Source organism: Demequina aestuarii, from assembly GCF_000975095.1.
Lineage (GTDB): Bacteria > Actinomycetota > Actinomycetes > Actinomycetales > Demequinaceae > Demequina > Demequina aestuarii.
The window spans coordinates 532441-553146 of record NZ_BBRD01000001.1 but is presented as its reverse complement, the minus strand read 5'-3'; the positions used below and the strand labels follow the sequence as shown (position 1 = coordinate 553146).

The following is a 20706-nucleotide window of genomic DNA, read 5'->3' as shown; positions in this document are numbered from 1 at the left end:
GCGGCCACGTGGCCGAGTCATGGTGACGGCGGCGCCTTCTGCGCCTGCGGCATCACCTCCTCGAACCTTGAAGGTGTCGACGAATCTCTGTCTGAATCCCACCCTAGACCCACCCGGGCACGCGAGCGAGCACCACTGGCAGACGCGGCGACGAACGCCCCGATCACGATCGCGCCCTCCCCCTCGAGCGCGTCGACGCAGGCCGCCAGAGTCGCCCCCGTCGTGAGGACGTCGTCGACCAGCACAACCGGACCGCGGACGGCGCGCCGCACCGCGACGGACCCCCGCGCGCCGCGCCAGCGGGCGCGCGCCGACCGCCCGCGCGACTCCCCGCCGCCGATGCTCATCACCCTGGCGACCGACGCCTCGAGCCCCGCCTCCCTCAGGCCCGTCGCGACACCCCTGGCGAGCATCTCGGGCAGGTCCACCCCGCGCCGCCGGGTGCTGGCGGGGCGTGCCGGTGCAGGCACCACCGTGATCGAGGGCGGGGCGGGTGGGACGACAGGGCCTTCTCGCATCGGCGCCCTCGCGAGCTCCGGGCCGACCCGCCGGGCGGCGAGCCGCACGGATCCGGCGATCCAGGCGTCGAGGTCCCGGCGCGCGCCGTCCTTCCACGCGCGCACCACGGACTCAGGCGATCCGTCGAGGCCCGCGACCGCCCACACGGGCAACGGAGCCCGCCCGTCGATGTCGAGTCGCGGAGCACCGGAGTCCACGCGCACGGGCCACCCCCACCAGACGGACGCGCAGTCCTCGCACAGCCTCACGTCCACCTCGCCGCACCCGGCACACTCGACCGGCACGACGAGCCGTGCGAGATCCTCCGCTGCGGTGCGCGCCGCCCCGACCCAGTCCACCGGCCCAGGATGACCGGCCGTCCGCCGCCGAAGCACCGTCAGAGCAGGGTCGCGGTGCGCGCCGTGCCATCACGCCCGCCTGGGGACGGCGTGGCTCAACCCGAGTAGGCGACCTCGGACACGCCTTGGAGCACGGGTGCCCACGCCGAGCCGGAGCGCTCCTCCACCCGACCATCGGCGCCCACCACCACCAGCGACGCTTCGCCGACGCGCACGGACAGGTCGACAGCGTCCTGGAGCGTGGTCACCAGGGAGGTGCCGCCCCCGACGGTCACGAGCCACAGGGGCGACGAGGCGCCCTCGACGTCCTCGCCCAGCACCGCGACCGTCGAGTCGTCGAGCCATGCGAGGTCGACGCCCGCGCCGACCCCCGTCCCGATCGCGACTGGCTCCCCGATGCCCAGCGGCGCGCCTGCGGCGTCACGCACCACGGCGGCCACCTCCACCACGGGCTGTCCGCCGGAACGCGACACCGTGGCGACCATGCTGCCGTCGCGCGACACGGACAGCGCAATCGTCGACCGGGTCTGCAGCCAGGCGCTCTCGAGCACCACGCTCTCCCCGGTGGGGGCGACCGCGATGAGCCCCTCGCCGTCGACCCCGCGCGCGGTCCACAGGTACCCGTGCCGGTCGAAGCTGGGCGCCACCAGATCGCTACCGGAGAACACGTCGGTGGCCGCCACCGTGCCCACGGGCGCGGGCATGTCCTGCTCGAAGGCGACGAACGAGGCACCGTCCTCGGCAAGCACGGTGCTCGTCATCAACGCCTCGCCGTCGACGTAGGCCACGCGCTCGCCGTCGTATGACCGCGCCAGGCCGTACGCGTTCGCGCCTACACCGCCCACGTCGTCGGCGGTCATCAGCAGCGTCTCGCCATCCCACGTGCCGAGGCGACCCGCCGCGAGCACGGCCGCTTGCGGCTCGGGCACCGGCGGTGCCGTGAGCTCGACGGGCTCGTCGGTCGCGATGGGCAGTCCGCCGATGCGCACCTCGACGTCCGTCACGCTCGGCATCGCTCCCAGCGTCACGCGCATCTGCTCCGCCGCCAGCGCGCGCTGCTCCGGCGTGCCCGCGGACTGAGGCGTGAGGTCCACGGTGGCCACGCCGCCCGTCACCACCACCGACTCCACCGCGAGCGCAGCGGTCGCCGGGAAGCCGGTGACGACCGCATCGGCCAGCCACGTCGAGGGCCCCTCCACGAGTTCGCGCGCCGCGGCGGTCACGACGTTGTTGTCCGGCAGCCACCGCACCTCCGGGACGGACGTCGTGAGGTCGGGGGTGGCGAAGACCAGGTCGACCTGGCGGAAGAACCGCGTGAAGTTCGCCTGGTTGATCACCACGCCGTCAGCGAGCTCGGAGATGCGCCACCGCCCCTGATCGTCCTCGATGAGCGTGTACGAGAGGTCCGCGACGGTGCCATCGGGAGAGTCGACACGCCTCCCCGACGAATCGACCGTGGATGACAACGGCACCTCATAGGCGACCGTGCGCGACTCCTCGTCCCACACGGGCGTGGCGGCACCGGACCGGTAGACGAGCGTCTGCGCTCCGGGGTTCCAGCTGGCCGCCGCCTCGTCCGTCAGGAACTCCCGTGCCACCTCGAAGTCCGAGGCGACGCCCGCAGCGGAGGCGTTGAGGAAGCCCACGATGATCGCCGCCGGCTCGTCCGAGGGGCCCGGGCCCTCCTGGATGGGCTGCAGCGGCTCGACGGGCAGCACGTCGGCGCTGCCCTCCTGCACGTCCCCGGTGTGCGGGATCGCCGCGCAGCCCACCAAGGTCGTGGCGGCGAGCGTGATCACGGCCGCGAGTCGTCGGGTGTTCACGGCTGGCCTCCCTCGGCGCTGGGACTCACGAGCGTGGAAGCGAAATCCACGCGGGGGCCAGCGGCCTCGAAGTCCTTCTCACGCATCACGAGGGGCAAGGGGGCGTTCGAGCCGAGCCCCTCCGACGTCCGCGGCAGCAGCAGCCGGAAGCTGGCGCCCTTGCCCGGCTGACCCCACGCCTCCAGCCGCCCATCGTGCAGCACCGCATCCTCGCGCGCGATCGACAGTCCGAGACCGGTCCCGCCCATCGTGCGCGCCCGCGCGGAGTCCGCCCGCCAGAACCGGTCGAACACGCGCTCGACCTGGTGCGTGGTGAGCCCCAGACCGTAGTCGCGCACCACGACGGCGACGCCGCGCCTGTCGGCGCGGACCGCGACGTCGACGGCGCCCTCCTGACAGTGCTCGATGGCGTTCGAGAGCAGATTGCGGACGATGCGCCCCACCCGGGGTCGATCGATCGACGCCGTGTGGCCGCCCGCCGCGACGTGGAGCCGGATCTCGACGCCCATGTCGCCCGCGATGGGAAGCATGGCCTCGACCTCGTCTCTCACCACATCGGCGAGGTCCACCTCTTCGAACTCCAGGGGCGCGGCGCCCGCGTCGATGCGGGAGATCTCCAGCAGGTCGCTCAGCAGCGCCTCGAAGCGATCAAGCTGAGTGCTGAGCAGCTCGGCCGAGCGGGACACGTGGGGAGGGAAGCCGTCGCGAGCGTCGTGGAGCACGTCGGACGCCATCCGCACCGTCGTGAGCGGGGTGCGCAGCTCGTGCGAGACGTCGGAGACGAACCGACGCTGCAGTCGCGACAGGTGCTCCATGCGCGTGATCTGGCGCTGGAGCGACTCGGCCATCTCGTTGAAGGTCTGCGCGAGCGTGGCCATCTCGTCGTGACCGCGCACGGTCATGCGCTCCGAGAGCCGCCCCTCGGCGAGGCGCGACGCCACGCGAGCCGCCTGCCGCACCGGCCGCACCGCCTGCGACGTCACGAACCACGTCATGGCGACCACGAGCGCGACGAGCACCGCGGCGCCCAGCGCGAGCACCTGCTGAATGAGCGCGAGCGTCGACTGCTCGTCGGCGAGCGAGTACACGAAGTACAGCTCGTATGCGCCTGCGACGGGGATGTCGAACTGCGACCCCACGACGATCCCCGGGTCCCCCGTGCTGGGCAGGGTGACGAACTGCCATGGCTGGGCGACGCCGTCCGCCACCGCGTCACGCATGTCAGAGGAGACGGCCAGACGCAGGCCCGTGGTCGACTCACCGATGGTCAGCGGTACCGCCGAGGTGTTGTCGGGACTGCGCAGCATCACCAGACCGCGGCTCTCGCCGCCCAGCGCGCGCAACTCGGTCTGCAGCACGTAGACGAACTGCTGCAGGTCCTGCGGGTTGGCGGCCGTCGACGTCTCGGCACGTTCCTGAGCGGTGGCGGCGTCACGCGCGCTCTCCGCAAGCACACGATCCACACGGTTGTCGACCAGGCCGTCGCGGATCTGGGTCGTGACGTAGGCGCCGAGCAGAGCGACCGTGCCGATGCCCATCACGAGTGTCGACACGACCACGCGCAGCGACATCGAACGGGTCCAGCGCCGGGTCGCGTAGCGCACCGGGGTGGCGAGAGCCGCGCCGACGGACCGTGCGATGCTCGTCATGGGGGTGGACCTCAGACCCACGCCGTCACGGCTGGTGGGCGCCCGCCTTGTAGCCCACGCCGCGCACCGTCTGGATGATCTCGGGGTTCTCCGGGTCGTGCTCGATCTTCGCGCGCAGTCGCTGGATGTGGACGTTCACCAGACGGGTATCCGCGGCGTGCCGGTAGCCCCACACGTCTTCGAGCAGGATCTCGCGCGTGAACACCTGGCCGGGCGCGCGGGCCAGGGTGACGAGCACGTCGAACTCGAGCGGCGTCAGCGGGATGACGTCCCCGGCGCGCGTCACACGGTGGCCGGTGACGTCGATCTCGAGGTCGCCGATGCGCACCACCGCCGGGACGGCGTTGTCGTTGCGGCGCAGTCGCGCCCGCACCCGAGCGATGAGCTCGCGCGGCTTGAACGGCTTGGGGATGTAGTCATCCGCCCCGGACTCGAGGCCGAGCACCACGTCGACCGTGTCGGACTTCGCCGTGAGCATGATGACCGGAACGCCTGACTCTGCGCGGATCTCCCGGCAGATGTCGATGCCGCTCTTGCCCGGCAGCATCAGGTCGAGCAGGATCACGTCGGGATTCTCGTCACGGAAGGCCTGCACTGCACGGTCGCCGTGATCGCAGAAGACAGGCTCGAAACCGTCGCCGCGAAGGACGATTCCGATCATCTCCGAGACTGCGGGGTCGTCATCGACCACCAGGATGCGTGCCGTCATGACGCCATCTTGCCACGGTGGGCGCGACGGGAGTGAGAGGGCCGCAACCCGCGTGCGCCGCATGGCAGGATAGTCCGAGTCGACGAAGGGGGCTCGATGACCAACGACGATCGCCGCGGCACGGAGGCATCAGCCGACGCGGCGGCGCTGCACTGGCCGTCCGACCAGGACGCCCGCACGGCGGCCGATGCGGCAGCGCCCCAGGCGTGGACCGCGCCAGGTGGCACCCCACCGGGTCCGCCGGGAGCTGCACCCGCACCCGTCGCCGGCGCCGCACCGGGCCCGTCGCTCGCTGAGCAGCCCGCCTACGGCACGCCTGCCGCGGGACGTGGGCCCGTGCCGCAGCAGATGGGTGCCGCGCCATCGTTCCGGTCGTGGCAGCCGGGGATCATCCCGCTTCGTCCCCTCAGCTTCGGCGACTTCCTCACCGTGCCGTTCAAGGCCATGCGCTTCAATCGCGCCGTCGTCCTGGGCGCACCGCTGCTGTTCACGCTCGTCTCGACGATCCTCATGCTCGTCGCGCTGTGGATGGTGTTCACCGACCCCCAGCTGGGCCTGATGAACACCACCCCCACGTTCTCTGGCATCTCCTCCCGCACCATCGCGATGATCGTGGTGTCAGTCCTGATGATGCTGCTCGCGGACGTGTTCTCCAGCTCGATCATCGCCCCTGGAGTCGCGCGCGCCGTGCTCGGGGAGCGCATCGGCATCCCGCTCGCGTGGCGCCAGGTGCGCCGGCGCCTGGGGTCCCTGCTGCTGCTCTACGTCACGACCTCCGCAGCTCTCACCGCGCTGCTGCTCGTGGCGTTCTCGCCGCTGCTGGTGTCCCTCGCCGCGGGAGACGCCAGCGGCGGCGCCATCGCGCTCACCGTGGTGCTGTTCTTCCTCCTGATGATTCCTGCGGGCTTCCTCGTGACGCTCGGCCAGGGCATCGCACGAGCGATGATCGTGCTCGAGGGCATCTCGATGGTGGCGGCACTCAAGCGTCTGACGCGCCTGATCCGTGGTCGGTTCTGGTGGAGCGTCCTCGTACTGTTCGTCGCCGCGATCCTGATCAACATCGTGTCGAGCGTGCTGCAATACGTGGGGCAGTTCGGCGCGATCTTCGTCTCGCTCGTCGCCCCCGAGAACATGGTCGTCCTGATCGTGGCCTTCTTCGTGGTGTACGGACTGTCCTACGTGATCTCGCTGGTGTTGGTGTACTCCTACCTGGGCTCCGTATTCGCGCTCCTCTACATCGACCTGCGCATGCGTCACGAGGGCTTCGACCTCGACCTGGCCCGTGCCGCCGAGCAACGGGCACGGCGCTGACAGATGCGCGTCGACATTCCCGTCACACCTGACTCCGACAGCGCGCGCGAATGGGCGCGCGAGGAGCTGGCGAAGGCCGAGTACCTCGACCAGGGCACCACCTGGTTCGAGAGCTTTCTCCAGTGGCTGCAGGAGCTGTTCGACGGCGTGGGCTCGCTGGGGGGCGCGATCGGCCCGCTCGGCACCATCCTCATCGTGGTGCTCGCGGTCGCTGCCGTCGCGATCATCGTGTGGCTCGTGCTCGGACCCCTCCGGCGCTCCCGCCGTGCCGCCGTCGCGGGTGCGGTGTTCGACGACGACGGTCGGTCCTCTCAGCAGATCCGCGACGCGGCGGCCACGGCCGGAGACGCGGCCCAGTGGGACCTCGCGGCCATGGAATGGTTCCGCGCCGCGGTGCGGCTCATGGAGGAGCGGCGCATGATCGTCGACTCACCCGGAGCCACCGCGCGCGAGGCCGCCGTGCGGATCGAGACAGCGGTCCCGGACCTCGCGGGAGCCGTCGCGGTCGACGCCGAGAGCTTCGACGTCGCCCGGTACGGCTCGGGCGGGCTCACCAGAACCGACGCGGATCACGCGCGCGCGACGTACGAGTCGCTCGTCCACGCGCGTCCCGGAGCACGGGCCGAGGCCACGGCGTGAGCACCGCATCCGTGGACAGCGCGCGCACGCGACCCGCGCCATCCTCCCCAGGCTTCAGCCGCGCGGACGACGATGCGGGTCTGGTGACGCGCGCACGTCGGCGGCCCGTCGTGCTGAGCGCCGCCGCGCTGTTCGTCGTGCTCATCGTGACGCTGATCTGGACCTCGCGCCCCGAGGACTACACGCCGCTGTCGACGGACAACGCGACTCCCAGCGGCACCCGGGCGCTGGCCCAGGTGCTGCGGGCCCAAGGTGTGGACGTGCGCCAGATCGGGACCATGGCCGATGCGCGCATCGACTCACCTGGGACGACCACGCTCGCGGTCGCGGGCACCGAGCCCATGGCCGAGTACCAGATCGACGCGCTCATCGAGTATCCGGGAGACCTCGTCCTGATCGACCCGTCGCAGAGCGTGGTCGACCGCATCGCTCCGGCGCTGTCCGTCGAGCCATCGCTCGACGCCGCGCCCGTCGCTGCCGCATGCGAGGATCCGGATGCGGTGGCGGCCGAGAGCGTGCGAGTCGCGGACACGGGGCTGGCTGGCGATCCTGGCCCGGACGGGATGCTGTGCTTCCCGAACGACTACGGCAGCCACGCGTACGCCGTGGTCGACGACGGCGACCGCCGCGTCACGCTGATCGCGTCGTGGCCGCTCGTCACGAACGAGCACCTCGCGGAGGACGGCAACGCCGCACTCGCGCTGCGGGCCCTCGGGCGCCACGAGACGGTGGTCTGGTACGTCGGCGACCTGTTCGACCCGTCGACGCTGACGTGGAGCGACGGGGACGGCGACGGGGACAATGGCGCTGATGGCGCGGTTCCGCCCACCGAGATCGAGGCCAACCCCGACTTCCTGCCTCCTGGTACCGGCAGCGCCGTCTACCTGCTGGCGCTCACCGCCCTCGTGGCGGCGTGGTGGCGAGCCCGCAGGTTCGGCCCGCTCGTGCGCGAACCGCTGCCGGTGATCGTGCGGGCGTCCGAGGCGACGCGAGGGCGCGCACGACTCTACCGCCGCTCGCGCGCCAGCGGGCGGGCGACCGCTGCTCTTCGCGCCACCGCCGCCGCACGGATGGCACGCCGGCTGGGCGTGCCGCGCGCGGCAGGACGGACGGGACTCGTCCCTGCGGTGGCCCGCGCCGCGAACCGCGACGAGAGCGACGTCGATCGCATTCTCTACGGCGCACCGCCCACCGACGACTCCACCATGATGAGCATCATCCAAGAGCTGGACACCCTGGAAAGTGAGGTTCACCGACCGTGACCGATACCCCTGACTCCCCACGCCCGACCTCCGAGACGACCCCCGCCGGCGGCGATGCCGACAGCGCACGCGAGGCGCTGTCACGCATCCGCACCGAGGTCGGAAGGGCCGTGGTGGGCCAGGACCAGGTGGTCACCGGTCTGGTCATCGCCTTGCTGTGCCGCGGCCACGTGCTGCTCGAGGGCGTGCCCGGCGTGGCCAAGACGCTGATGGTGCGCACGCTCGCGCGCACGATCGGCCTGGACTCCAAGCGCGTCCAGTTCACGCCCGACCTCATGCCGGGAGACGTCACCGGGTCGCTCGTGTACGACGCGCGCACGGCGGCGTTCTCGTTCCGGGAGGGGCCCGTGTTCACCAACCTGCTGCTCGCCGACGAGATCAACCGCACCCCTCCCAAGACCCAGTCATCTCTGCTCGAGTCGATGGAAGAGCGCCAGGTCACGGTCGACGGCGAGGCTCGCGCCCTTCCGGACCCGTTCCTCGTGATCGCGACCCAGAACCCCGTCGAGTACGAGGGCACGTATCCGCTCCCCGAGGCCCAGCTGGATCGGTTCCTCCTCAAGCTCCCGGTGCGCATGCCCGCGCGACACGATGAGATCGACGTGCTGCGTCGCCACGCCGACGGCTTCGACCCTCGCAACCTGGAGGCGGCCGGGGTCACCGCCGTCGCGACGATCGCGGATCTCGAGGCCGGACGCGCGGCCGTGTCGCAGGTCGCGGTCTCCGACGAGGTCGCGGGCTACGTGGTCGACATCTGCCGCGCGACGCGAGAGGCCCCCTCGGTCGCCCTCGGAGTCTCCCCCCGAGGAGCGACGGCCCTGCTCAGCACCGCGCGAGCGTGGGCGTGGATGCGCGGCGGCACCTTCGTCACGCCCGACGACGTCAAGGCGCTCGCCGAATGGGCCCTCAGCCACCGGATCCAGATGCGCGCGGAGGCAGAACTCGAGGGCGTCACCACGGCCGCCGTGCTGGCCTCGGTGCTCGCGAGCGTCCCGGTGCCGCGCTGACGATGTACATCACCGGTTGGACAGTGGCGCTCAGCGCGATCGGCGCCGTGCCCGCGATGTGGGTGCAGGAGCGCGCCTTCGCGTGGGTGTGGGTGATCGGCGTCATCGCGCTGGCGTGCCTGGATGCTGCGCTCGCGGCCAAGCCTGGGATTCTCGGCGTCAGGCGCAGCGCGCCTCGCGCCGTCCGGCTGACCGAGTCCACCGCGGTGGAGCTCGAGGTCGTGAACCTGGGGAGCAGGGTGGTCTCGGGGACCGTGCGCGACGCGTGGCAGCCGTCCGCCGGGGCCACGGGCAATCGCCACCGCTTCCGGCTGGCGCCGGGCGAGGCGACGGTGTGCGTCACGCCGATGCGCCCCACGCGTCGCGGGGACCGGCGAGCGGACGTCGTCACGGTGCGCGTGGCGGGACCGCTGCGGCTCGCGGGCAGGCAGCGTTCGATCGAGGCACCGGCGACGCTGCGGGTGCTCCCGGAGTTCGCCTCGCGCAAGCACCTGCCGTCCCGGCTCGCCCGCCTGCGCGAGATCGACGGTCAGACAGCGGTGCAGCTGAAGGGCGCGGGGTCCGAGTTCGATTCCCTGCGCGAGTATGTGATCGGGGATGACGTCCGTGCCATCGACTGGCGCGCGAGCGCGCGGCGTGCCGAGGTGCTGGTGAAGACCTACCGCCCCGAGCGCGACCGGCGGGTCATGATCGTGCTCGACACTGCGCGGCTCTCCGCCGCCCGCGTGGGGGACGCTCCGCGCATCGACGCCTCCATCGAGGCGGCGCTGCTGCTATCCGCTCTCGCGTCCAAGGCGGGCGACCGCGTCCAGGTGAGCGCGTTCGACCGCGTCGAGCGAGCGCGCGCGATGGGCGTGTCCGGACCCGCGATGATGCCTGTCCTCGCGGACGCACTGTCGACCGTCGAGCCCGCGCTCGTGGAACCCGACTGGCCCGCTGTGGCACGGCTGGTCCAGTCCCGCCTGTCCCAGCGCGCGCTCGTCGTGCTCATGACGACGCTCGATGCCTCCGCCGTCGATGGCGGCATGCTCGACGCCGTCGCGGCCATCGCGCGCAGCCATGCCGTCGTTCTCGCCTCCGTCGACGACCCCGAGGTGCGCGCGCTGGAACGAGGCCGCGACGACATGCACGACCTCTACGCCGCGGGCGCGGCCGCACGGGGAGCACTCGAGCAGGACGCGGTTGCGGCGCGGGTGCGCGAACTGGGCGCGGACGTGCTCACCGCGCTGCCGGACGACCTCGCACCGGCCGTGGCCGACCGCTACCTCGACCTCAAGGCCTCGGGGAAGCTGTAGCGCCGCTGAGTCCTCAGCCGACGACCGCGGCGGTGTCAGTGGCGAAGTCCCCCTCGGAGTCCCCCGTGATCTGCGAGGCGACCGCGTGGCGGCCGATCACGAAGACGTAGAGCCAGAACGCCCCGAATGCCAGCGAGCCGATCGCGATCTTCACGGACCACGGCATGTGCGACCCGGTCACGAATCCCTCGATCAGTCCCGACAGGAACAGCACTCCGACGAGCCCGATGCCGACGCTCACGGCGATGCGGCCCTCCTGCGCGAGAGCCTCTCCGCGCGCGCGGTCCCCGGGCACGAGCATCGTCCAGAACAGCCGGAGGCCCGCGCCAGCGGCCACGAACACGGCGCTCAGCTCGAGCAGACCGTGCGGGATGATCAGCTGGAGGAAGATGTCGAGCAGCCCGGCCTCGGCCATCACGGCGGCGGCGACTCCCAGCTGGATGACCGTGTTGTACATGAGGAGAATCGGGAAGAACCCGGTGATGCCCAAGGCGATGCACTGCAGCGCGATGAGTCCGTTATTGGTCCACACCGTCGCGGCGAACGACGAGGAGTCGTACTCGTAGTAGTAGCTCGCGAACTCGAGCTCGGCGACGGCCGCCCGCTCCTCGGGCGTCCCGACGAGTGCGAGAGCCCCGGGGTGGGTCACGGTCCACCACGCCGACACTGCGGCCATGGCCACCACCGCCGCGAAGACGATGACTCCCCACCACCGCACCCGGTAGAACGCGGCGGCCAGCCCCAGCGTCAAGTAATGGCGAAGGCCGTGAGTCGACACCTCGTGCGCGCCCGTGAGCCACACGCGCGCACCGGCGAGCAGGATCGACAGTCGAGTGACCAGGCCGGGCTCAGGGGCCGCGGAACGGATCGCGGACAGGTCTCCGGACGTCGACTGGTACAGACGGGTGAGCTCGTCGGCCTCCTCGCCTGTGAGGCGGCGCCGGCCGGAGAGGTCCTTCAGACGAGCCCAGCGGGCCTCGCGAGCCTGGGAGAAAGCGTCGATGTCCACGCCGCTACGATGCCATAGGAGCGGCGGAGAGGGAGTACACGGTGGACGAGATCGACGACGAGATCCTCACGGGCGAAGGCGTGGTGCTCAGCACCGGTGCGGCCTCGGTGACGATGCGGATGCTGTCCGGCATCATCGATCTTGTCGCCTACGGCGTCCCCGCCCTGCTGGCGATCGCGGCCGTCGAGCGGGCCGTGATCCCGCTCAACGAGGCACTCGTCCGGGCGCTGCTGATCATCGCTGCGGTCGTGATGCTCGTGCTCGTGCCGGCGCTGGTCGAGACCCTCACCCGCGGCCGCTCTCCGGGCCGCTACGCCACCGGTCTGCGCGTCGTGCGCGACGACGGCGGGCCCGTCTCGTTCCGCCATGCGTTCACGCGGTCGCTCGTGGGACTGGTCGAGGTGTTCGGCACGCTGGGCATGCTGGCGATGACCGTGTCCGTGCTGTCCGCCCGCGCGAAGCGGCTGGGCGACATGCTCGCGGGCACGTACGCGATGCGAGTGCGCGGCGCCAAGCGCGCCCTCCCACCCGTCGACATGCCTCCGCACCTCGCCGCGTGGGCCTCGACGGCGGACATCCGCCGACTGCCGGACGGGCTTGCGCTCACGTGCCGGATGTTCCTTGCCCGCGCGAATGACCTGCACCTGGGCTCGCGCGCCCGCCTCGCCGCCGCATTGTCCGAGCGCCTCACGGAATACGTCTCGCCCGCGCCGCCGGTCGGCACGCACCAGGAGTACATGATCGCGGCGGTGCTCGCCGAGCGCCGCTCGCGCGAGACCGCCATCGAGTCGCGGCTCTCCGCTCGCGCGGCGGGAGAATCCGCACGGGTGAGCACACTGCCATACGGCATCCCCGACGCCGTCAACTGACCCACTGACCGAGGGCCGATGCGCGCATCGTCGCGCACGCATCGGCCGCCTGCAGTCACTACCGCCCGGTGGTCAATACCTGTAGTGCTCGGACTTGAACGGGCCATGCTGCGGCAGACCCAGATAGTCGGCCTGATCCGCAGTGAGCTCCGTGAGTCGCACGCCGAGGGCGTCGAGGTGCAGGCGCGCGACCTTCTCATCGAGCACCTTCGGCAGGCGGTGCACGCCCAGCGGGTAGGCCTCGAGGTTGACCCACAGCTCGATCTGCGCGAGCACTTGGTTCGCGAACGAGGTGCTCATCACGAAGCTGGGGTGACCGGTCGCGTTGCCCAAGTTGAGCAGCCGTCCCTCGGACAGCACGATGACGCTGTGGCCGTCCGCAAACGTCCACTCATCGACCTGCGGCTTGATGGGCTGATGCTTGGCTCCCGAACGGGCGAGCCCCGCAATGTCGATCTCGTTGTCGAAGTGGCCCACGTTGCCCACGATCGCCTTGTCCTTCATCGCAGCCATGTGCTCGACGCGAATGATGTCCTTGTTGCCGGTGGTGGTGATGAAGAAGTCGGCGCGGCCCACGACGTCCTCGATCCGGACCACCTCGTAGCCATCCATGACCGCCTGCAGTGCGCAGATGGGGTCGACCTCGCTCACCACGACGCGAGCGCCCTGTCCGCGCAGCGCCTCTGCCGCGCCCTTGCCGACGTCGCCGTAGCCCGCGACGAAGGCCACCTTGCCGCCCATCAGCACGTCGGTCGCACGGTTGATGCCGTCAGGCAGCGAGTGCCGAATGCCGTAGCGGTTGTCGAACTTGGACTTGGTCACCGAGTCGTTGACGTTGATCGCGGGGAACGCCAGTTCACCGCGGGCGTGCATCTGGTCGAGCCGGTGCACGCCGGTGGTGGTCTCCTCCGACACGCCGACGATGCCGGCCGCCATGCGCGTGAAGCGCTGCGGGTCCGACTCCAGCGAGCGGCGCAGCACGTGCCGCATCGACTCGACCTCGGCGTTGTAGGCGGGGTCCTCCTCCTCGAGCGGTGCCGGCACGGAGCCGGAGCGCTCGGCCTTGACACCCTCATGGACCAGCAGGGTCGCGTCGCCGCCGTCGTCCAGGATGAGCGTGGGGCCGTCGTGGCCCTCCCACGTGAGGATCCGGTCCGTGTACTCCCAGTACTCGCGGAGCGACTCGCCCTTGACCGCGAACACGGGCACGCCGTCGGGCGCCGAGTACGTGCCCGCGCCCACGACCACAGCCGCGGCCGCATCGTCCTGCGTCGAGAACACGTTGCACGACGCCCAGCGGACGTCGGCGCCCAGCGCCGTCAGCGTCTCGATGAGCACCGCGGTCTGCGTGGTCATGTGAAGCGACCCGGCGATGCGGGCGCCCGCGAGCGGCTGGGACTCTCCGAACTCCTCACGGAGCTGCATCAGGCCCGGCATCTCCTGCTCCGCGAGCCGAAGCTGGTGGCGGCCGGATTCCGCAAGGGATAGATCGGCGATGACGTAGTCGGTCAGGGTCACGGGTGGGGCTCCTCGGTTCGGGCGGTCGACAGCGGATTCAGGAATGGCGGATGGCCGCGAGCGCGGCGTCGCGCACCCTCTCCATCTCGATCGGCTCGGCGGCCTCGCAGTTGAGCCGCAGCAGCGGCTCAGTGTTGGACGCTCGGATGTTGATCCACCACCGCGGCTCGGCGTGCCAGTGCGACAGCGTGACGCCATCCATCTCATCGACCTCGATCGAATCATCGGCGAACTCGGCACGCACGCGGGCGATGGCCGCGGATGCGTCCTCGACTGTCGAGTTGATCTCTCCGGACGCCGCGTACGGGCTGTGGGACTCGAGGAGAGCCGAGAGCGGCCGCTCCTGCGAGCCGAGGGCGGCCAGGACGTGCATCGCGGCGAGCATCCCCGAATCGGCGAAGAAGAAGTCACGGAAGTAGAAGTGAGCGGAGTGCTCGCCGCCGAACACGGCGTTGAGGCGCGCCATCTCCGCCTTGATGTAGCTGTGGCCCACCCGCGAGCGCACCGGGGTGGCGCCAGCCGCCGTGAGCTGCTCAGGCACGGCACGGGAGGAGATCAGGTTGTGGATGACCGTGGGGGTGCGGCCCGCGGCGAGCTCGCGAGCGCTCTCGCGCAGCCCGACGAGGGCGGTGATGGCCGATGCGGGCACCACCTCGCCGCGCTCGTCCACCGCGAAGCAGCGGTCGGCGTCGCCGTCGAAGGCGAGCCCGATGTCCGCACCGGTCTCGCGCACCGCCGCCTGGAGGTCGACCAGGTTCGCGGGGTCCAGGGGGTTCGCCTCGTGGTTCGGGAAGGTGCCGTCGAGCTCGAAGTACAGCGGAATGATCTCGAGCGGCAGCTCGGGCAGTCCGGCGCCCGTGCCGAGCACTGCGGGCACCGTGTACCCCCCCATCGCATTGGCAGCATCCACCACGACGCGCAGGGGGCGATTCGCGCTCAGATCGACGAGCGAGCGCAGGAAGGCCGCGTAGTCGGCGAGCATGTCGCGCTCGACGGCGTCGCCCCTGTCCGGTGCGACGGGGATGCCGTCGGCCAGGTAGTCCGCGGCGAGCGATCGCACGTCGCCCAGCCCGGTGTTCTCTCCGACGGCACGCGCGAGGCGCCGGCACAGCTTCATGCCGTTATAGGCCGCGGGATTGTGCGAGGCCGTCACCATCACTCCCGGCCGCTCGAGGGCGCCGGACGCGTGGTAGAGGCCGTCCGTCGAGCACAGGCCGATGTCGATCACGTCGACTCCCCGGTCACGCAGGCCCTCACCCACCGCCTCGACCAGGGCGGGCCCCGAGTCGCGCATGTCGCGGCCGATCACCACCTGGCTCTCCCCATCGGGAAGCACCACGGCATCGGCGAAGGCCGCGCCGATCGCACGAGCGACGTCCACGGTGAGGGAGACACCGACGATGCCGCGGACGTCGTAGGACTTGATGAGGGAGCTGAGATCAGGGCGCAGGGTCACGCGCCCAGGGTAGCGTTCAGGCGTCCCCGGAGACCACGCGCAGGTGTCCGCGGCGGGGCTCGGAGGCCAGCGGAGCCGGCGGCTGCTGCGATGGGCGTGGCCTGCCAGCCTCGCGCACCGCTCGCGCGAGGGCGTCGAGATCGTCCGGAGTGGGCCCGGCGTCTACGAAGTCCTGGTGGATGTGCACCACATCCCAGCCACGCGGCGCGGAGAACCGATCTGCGTGATGCGAGCACAGGTCGTAACTGTGAGGTTCGGCGTCGGCAGCCAGCTGCCCCACCACCACCGTCGAATCGGCGTACACGTACGTCAACGTCGCCGCCGCTGGGCGGGAGCACGAGGTACGGGAGCACTGACGAGTCGACTTCACGCCTGGGACGCTACCCGCGCGGCCCCGTCGCTTCCGGCTGCCACGCCGATGCGCGGGTAGCGTGGACGCCATGGGACGCCGGGACCGCCACGACCGCGGCCTCCGCGCGCCCCTGCTCCCCTACGACGCGCCGGGCTATCGCACCCGCGCGGACGTGTTCGACGATTGGGTGAGAGACGGAGCCGAGCGGCTCGAGAGCCGATGGGGATCGCGATGGGGGCGGATCGACTTCGCCGCCGAGGACGTGCCTCCATCCGATCCGACGCCGTGGGAGCACGGCGTGCCCTTGGGCCGGGTGTTCCCTGCCGATCTCGGCCAGCCCACCCGGGTGGTGCTGTACCGGCGTCCCATGGAGCTGCGCGCGGACTCCGACGACCTCGCGTCCCTCGTCCGCGACGTGCTCGCCGAGCAGGTGGGGGCGGTGCTGGGCCGCGCGCCGGAGGACATCGATCCGCACTATGGAACCGACTAGCGGTGGCACCGCCCAGCCGAGCGGCGCCGGCTGACCGAGGCGACCGTGGGAGGCTAACCCCCGACGATGACCGTCGTCTCGACTGACGACATCTCGACCGACACCGGTTCGATGGTGGTCAGGAACCCGGGGTCGTCGGTCACCACCAGCGTCCACGACGCCTCCGTCGTGCTTGACAGACGCACGCCCGCCGCGACGTCGACAGGCACGATCACGCTTCCGCTCGCCGGTACGGTCACCGTCAGGGTCTCGCCGACCGCATCGAAGTCGACTGCGCCCGCCGCGTCAGCATGGACCAGCAGGGACACCTCACCCGGGGGCACCACGACCGCCCGTTCGCGCGCATCGGCGCGTGCCTGGGAACCGGTCCAGGCGAAGTCGTACGCCTGGGTGCCCTGGCCTGCGGGAGCGTCGCGCTCGATGCGGACGCGCGAGGCAGCGGCGACGGGGGCGCTGGCGTCGATGAGCACCGTGCCGGGGGCCGCCTGCGGGACTGGAATCTCGGTCAGCACCCCTGGTTCCAGGGTGAGCGCTGACTCGCCGATCCACGTGACCTCGCCCTGGTCCGTGACCATCGAGAGATCCACCTGGGCACCGTCGGGGGCGATGAGCGTGACCGTCGCTCCGCGGCCGCCATCGGACTCGGCAGGGACCGGCACCGCCAGGGCCTCGCCCACCGCCGATGCGGTCACCCAGTCGGAGCCCGCTGGAGTGAAGCCGTCGAGCCGCGAATCCTGGATTGCCACGCTGACGCCGAGGCCTCCGGCGGTGATGTGGACCGCGACTGCCGGCATCTCGGGCTCGATCGCCTCGAGCAGGACGATGCGCTGGGCACCCGGTCCGATCACCACCGACGTGACGCCGTCGACGGCGCCCACGGGAGTGTGGAGAGCGACCTCTGCGCGCACCGACGTGTCTGCTGGATTCGAGAGCACCAGCCGCGCGCTCGCGCCGAGCTCCGTCGACCCGCCGACCAGCCACTGGTCGCGCGAGGTGGGCGCACAGGTCATGCCGGCGAGGCCCGCGATGTCGCCTGAGCCGATGCGCTCGAGCGACATTCCGACGCCCTCGAACGCAGTCCCGCCGTCGATCACCTCACCGCCCTCGGGCAGCACCGTGAAGTCGACCTCGTCCGAGCCGGAGTCGAGCTCCGCGTCGCCTGACTGGATATCGCCCACGGGAATCGTCTGCGTGCCGGGGCACACCGCAGGAAGAGTGCGGGGGTCCGACGCGAAGGTCGCCGTCGCGGCCGGGGCCCCACCCGGGGTCGGGGCGTCGAGTGCGATCGCGGCGGCGAGGCCCAGCAGAGCGGCGACGATGGCCAGCGTGCGAATCATCTCTCGTCCTCCTCGGTCGCGCGGCGCGAGCGGGCCGGAATGGACCCGATGGCCGCCCAGGCGAGCGTCGCCGCGGCGGCCCAGAACCAGGCACGGTATCCGCGGTCGTCATAGGAGAACACGACCTCTCCCGGCCCTGACACCGCGAAGGCCTGGCGGCCGAGCGGGTCCTCGACGGCCACCACCGGTGCACCGTCGAGAGTGGCCCGCCACGCGGAGTCTGCGGCTGCTGCGACGACCAGCGTGCCGGGCCCTGTCGCGTCGACGGTTCCCGTCGCGTGCCCCATGCTCGCTGCGGTGACCCCGTCGCGTGTCTCCATCCACGCGCGAGCGACTCGGCCGTCTCCCTCCGGAGCGCCGATGCGCCACGACGTGCCGCGGTCAGACGCTCCCATGAGCGCAAGGCCCGGGGTCTGCGCCAGGGCGTCAGCGATGCCCTCGGACCCTGGTGCGGCCACCACGACGCCGACGCCCCACTGCGCCAACGCACTGGCCGCATCGCTGCTGGAGGTCACGAGGCCCGCCACCGCCGCGCCCAGATCGGCGGCGCCCGCGATGGGCGCGGCGTCTCGGCGTGCTGCGGGAGAGCCCGTCGCGGTGAGCGTCGCGGCGGACGACACCACATCGGGCCCGTCGGAGGACAGCACCGCATACGTGGCCACGCCATCGACCTCGGCGAGCGTGATGACACGCTGGCGCTCCTCCGTCCCCTGCTCGATCGCTGCCACCAGCGGAAGGACGTCGCGCGCGACCGGTGCGACGTCGTCATCGGACTCGCGAGCGGGCCAGACCTGGGCCGCGGCCGCTCCTGCGGTCGCGACCACGAGCACCGCGCCGACGGCGATCGCGCCCACGCGCCGCCAGGCTCGCGCGGCGCCGGCACCCGCGAACCACACGTCGGCCGCCGCAGAGGTGGCAAGAACGAGGAAGGCGACAGCCACCACGGACATTCCTGGTCCGTAGAACCCGGCGGCCGCTTCGCCGCCAGAGCCTGCATCGGGAGACATCGTCACGCCCTGCACGAGGACCGCCACCGCGAGCCCGAGGGCGGCGGCGACGACGGCAAGCGCCGACAGCGCCCGGCGCCTGCCGATCAGGGCCGCGACGACCGCCGCCAGGACCACGAGTCCGGAGAGCCCCCTCGCAGTCAGCATCAGGACCTGCGGAACTCCGGCAACGTCGAGGTCGAGCCCCGTGAGGAGATCCAGCGACGACTGGATGGCCGCGGTGCCGCTGGGCCCGGGCTCACGCACCACGATCGCGAGAGCATCGCGCGTGAAGGGGCCGGCATTCCACGCTGCGATGAGTCCCGGCGCGGACAGCACGAGCGCAGGGATCGCGACGCCCCAGAGTCTCCACCGCAGGCGGCCGGCGGCGGCGCCGAGCACCGCGATCACGACGAGGGCGGGTGCGAGCAGCACCGGGGCGGCGATCACCACCACGCCCAGCATCGCGGCCGCGCCCATCGCGGCGCTGGAGGACGGCGGCCGTGCGGCGTGCTCGTCTCCCCCGCCGATGCGCTCGCCCCGCTGCCAGCCGCCCGCCCTGGCAAGGCCGAGGACGACCCACGGAAGCACGATGTGGACGACGACGGCCCCGACGCGGCCCTGGTCGACGGCGACCAGCGCGGCGGGCCACAGGGCGTAGACGACGGCCGCGAGTGCCCGCGCGGCGAGGGACCGGGTGAAGGCGCCCGACGCCGCCCACAGCGCGAGTCCAGCGGCCAGCGGGGTGAAGACCAAGAGGAGGCCGAGGCTCACGGCGAGCCCGCCGGGTGCCGCAGCGAGCGGCACCAGCAGCGCACTCAGGCCCGCATCGATCGAGGGCGCGCCGAGCGACTGCGCCGACCATCCGGTGAGGGCACGGTCCCACAGCGCGCCGATGCCGGGATCGGTGACACCGAGCATGGTGCCGGACAGCATCTCACCCCCGACGATCCCCGCGACCCAGGGTGGCCGGAGCGCAACCGACACACCCGCGAGCAGCACGGCCAGAGCGGCCAGGACGGCCCTGCGCCGTCGCCGTGCCGTCAGCAGTTCGGCCTTCACGACATCGGTGGGCGCGGCCGCAGCCTTGCGGCGGTCGCGCACGCCGAATTCGAGGGCGCGAACGTGGTGGGCGATCTGACGAGACCCGGCCAGCAGGCTCTTCTCGGCCGCACGACCCTCCCTCCCCGCCTGACGGACCTGGAGTCGGGAGCGCGGCAGCCGCGGCACGAGCGCGAGCACTCGCCACGGCACCACCAGGTCGGCGACGAGGAGGCGGGGCTCGTTCTGAGCGATGCGCAGCACCGCGCGTGCGAGCGCCGAGATCACGGTCCACACGAGCAGCAGCGGCACCGCCCACAGCGGCGAGTAGGTGAGCGCGTGGTACCACTCGGACGCACGCCGGACGGCATACGTCGAGCGACGCCCGCCACCGGACCCACCGCGTCGGCCGTACAGCCGTTCCTGGCCATGCCGCACCTTCGCCGCGGGCACAGCGACCACGTCGTGGCCCGATCGCCACGCGCGTCTGCAGAAGTCCAGGCTCTCGGACCAGCCGTCGCACCCAGGGTCGATGCCGCCGAGCCGCTCCCACAGCTCGCGCCGGACCAGTGCGCCGCCCAACGACACCGCGAGCACGTCGTCGCGATCGTCGTACTGCCCCTGATTGACGTCTTCCTCCTCGACGAGCGCGAGCCGGCGCGCGCCGATGCGGGAGGTGGTGGTGCCGAGGTTGACGAGCCGGGACGCATCGTCCCACCGCACCTGGGCGGCGCCGATCACTCCGGCGCGCAGGCGCTTGCGAGCGGTGGCGGTGAGCGCCGCGAGGGCGCCCGGGAGCGGCGCCATGTCGTCGTGAAGGAGCCACAGCAGCTCGTGTGGGGCTGCGGGCACCTCGGCGACGAGAGTTGCGACCGCCTCTCCCCATGAGTCGGCCTGGACGCGCCGCACATCGATGCGAGGGTCCCAGCCGTGGTCCGGAGCGTCGACGTCAGCGGTCAGCAGCAGATGGATCGCGTCGGGAGCGGGGTCTTGAGCGAGGATCGCGTCCAGGGCCGCGAAGAGCTGAGGGGCGCGCGCGTCCGAGACCACGACCGCGCGCACTGTCAGGCGCGCGGGGCTCATGCGATGCCCACGC

General features: G+C 71.7%; 17 protein-coding genes. 7 read left to right on the top strand and 10 right to left on the bottom strand.

Features of this window, described 5'->3' with window-relative positions:
• Window positions 1–17: 17 nt before the first annotated feature.
• From AOP72_RS02635 to mtrA, 4 genes are all read right to left on the bottom strand, one after another.
• On the bottom strand, window positions 18–857 hold the full coding sequence (locus tag AOP72_RS02635; RefSeq protein WP_062132006.1) for a ComF family protein: 840 nt from the start codon (window positions 855–857) through the stop codon (window positions 18–20).
• A gap of 95 nt (window positions 858–952) precedes the next feature.
• On the bottom strand, window positions 953–2680 hold the full coding sequence (locus AOP72_RS02630) for an LpqB family beta-propeller domain-containing protein (protein WP_062132003.1): 1728 nt from the start codon (window positions 2678–2680) through the stop codon (window positions 953–955).
• On the bottom strand, window positions 2677–4329 hold the full coding sequence (gene mtrB, locus AOP72_RS02625) for an MtrAB system histidine kinase MtrB (protein WP_062132000.1): 1653 nt from the start codon (window positions 4327–4329) through the stop codon (window positions 2677–2679). The genes AOP72_RS02630 and mtrB overlap by 4 nt, the downstream gene beginning before the upstream one ends.
• A 25-nt stretch (window positions 4330–4354) precedes the next feature.
• Complete coding sequence (mtrA, locus tag AOP72_RS02620) at window positions 4355–5038, bottom strand: MtrAB system response regulator MtrA (RefSeq protein WP_062131998.1); 684 nt, start codon at window positions 5036–5038, stop codon at window positions 4355–4357.
• A 96-nt stretch (window positions 5039–5134) separates the two neighbouring features.
• Between mtrA and AOP72_RS02615 the strand changes: the two genes are divergently transcribed.
• From AOP72_RS02615 to AOP72_RS02595, 5 genes are read left to right on the top strand one after another with little or no spacing between them, the layout of a single operon-like run.
• Window positions 5135–6349, top strand: coding sequence for a hypothetical protein (locus tag AOP72_RS02615; RefSeq protein WP_062131994.1), 1215 nt, complete (start codon window positions 5135–5137; stop codon window positions 6347–6349).
• Window positions 6350–6352: 3 nt separating this feature from the next.
• A complete protein-coding gene (locus AOP72_RS02610) occupies window positions 6353–6988 on the top strand; it encodes a DUF4129 domain-containing protein (protein WP_062131990.1) in 636 nt (211 codons plus the stop codon).
• Complete coding sequence (locus AOP72_RS02605) at window positions 6985–8250, top strand: DUF4350 domain-containing protein (RefSeq protein ID WP_062131987.1); 1266 nt, start codon at window positions 6985–6987, stop codon at window positions 8248–8250. The genes AOP72_RS02610 and AOP72_RS02605 overlap by 4 nt, the downstream gene beginning before the upstream one ends.
• Window positions 8247–9257 carry an AAA family ATPase gene (locus AOP72_RS02600; protein WP_062131985.1) on the top strand — a complete coding sequence of 337 codons (1011 nt, stop codon included), beginning with the start codon at window positions 8247–8249 and terminating at the stop codon, window positions 9255–9257. Before AOP72_RS02605 ends, AOP72_RS02600 begins: the two co-directional genes overlap by 4 nt.
• 2 nt (window positions 9258–9259) lie before the next feature.
• Window positions 9260–10552: a DUF58 domain-containing protein gene (locus AOP72_RS02595; RefSeq protein ID WP_062131982.1), complete on the top strand. Its 1293-nt coding sequence runs from the start codon at window positions 9260–9262 to the stop codon at window positions 10550–10552.
• Between the two features lie 13 nt (window positions 10553–10565).
• Here AOP72_RS02595 and AOP72_RS02590 read toward each other — a convergent pair whose 3' ends face one another.
• Window positions 10566–11561 carry a stage II sporulation protein M gene (locus AOP72_RS02590; protein ID WP_062131979.1) on the bottom strand — a complete coding sequence of 332 codons (996 nt, stop codon included), beginning with the start codon at window positions 11559–11561 and terminating at the stop codon, window positions 10566–10568.
• A gap of 41 nt (window positions 11562–11602) precedes the next feature.
• Between AOP72_RS02590 and AOP72_RS02585 the strand changes: the two genes are divergently transcribed.
• Entirely contained in the window at window positions 11603–12430 is an 828-nt protein-coding gene (locus AOP72_RS02585; RefSeq protein ID WP_238581586.1) for an RDD family protein, read from the top strand.
• Between the two features lie 72 nt (window positions 12431–12502).
• Here AOP72_RS02585 and ahcY read toward each other — a convergent pair whose 3' ends face one another.
• From ahcY to AOP72_RS02570, 3 genes are read right to left on the bottom strand one after another with little or no spacing between them, the layout of a single operon-like run.
• On the bottom strand, window positions 12503–13948 hold the full coding sequence (gene ahcY, locus AOP72_RS02580; RefSeq protein ID WP_152650220.1) for an adenosylhomocysteinase: 1446 nt from the start codon (window positions 13946–13948) through the stop codon (window positions 12503–12505).
• A gap of 37 nt (window positions 13949–13985) precedes the next feature.
• Entirely contained in the window at window positions 13986–15398 is a 1413-nt protein-coding gene (locus AOP72_RS02575; protein WP_152650381.1) for a phosphomannomutase/phosphoglucomutase, read from the bottom strand.
• A 22-nt stretch (window positions 15399–15420) separates the two neighbouring features.
• Entirely contained in the window at window positions 15421–15774 is a 354-nt protein-coding gene (locus AOP72_RS02570) for a DUF3499 domain-containing protein (protein ID WP_062131973.1), read from the bottom strand.
• Between the two features lie 70 nt (window positions 15775–15844).
• Between AOP72_RS02570 and AOP72_RS02565 the strand changes: the two genes are divergently transcribed.
• A complete protein-coding gene (locus AOP72_RS02565) occupies window positions 15845–16246 on the top strand; it encodes a metallopeptidase family protein (protein WP_062131970.1) in 402 nt (133 codons plus the stop codon).
• Between the two features lie 53 nt (window positions 16247–16299).
• On the opposite strand, the gene AOP72_RS02560 is transcribed toward AOP72_RS02565, so the two are convergent.
• Both AOP72_RS02560 and AOP72_RS02555 read right to left on the bottom strand, forming a co-directional pair.
• Window positions 16300–17583, bottom strand: a complete 1284-nt coding sequence (locus AOP72_RS02560) for a DUF5719 family protein (RefSeq protein ID WP_062131967.1) — start codon at window positions 17581–17583, stop codon at window positions 16300–16302.
• A complete protein-coding gene (locus AOP72_RS02555) occupies window positions 17580–20693 on the bottom strand; it encodes a glycosyltransferase family 2 protein (protein WP_084631167.1) in 3114 nt (1037 codons plus the stop codon). The genes AOP72_RS02560 and AOP72_RS02555 overlap by 4 nt, the downstream gene beginning before the upstream one ends.
• Between the last annotated feature and the right edge of the window lie 13 nt (window positions 20694–20706).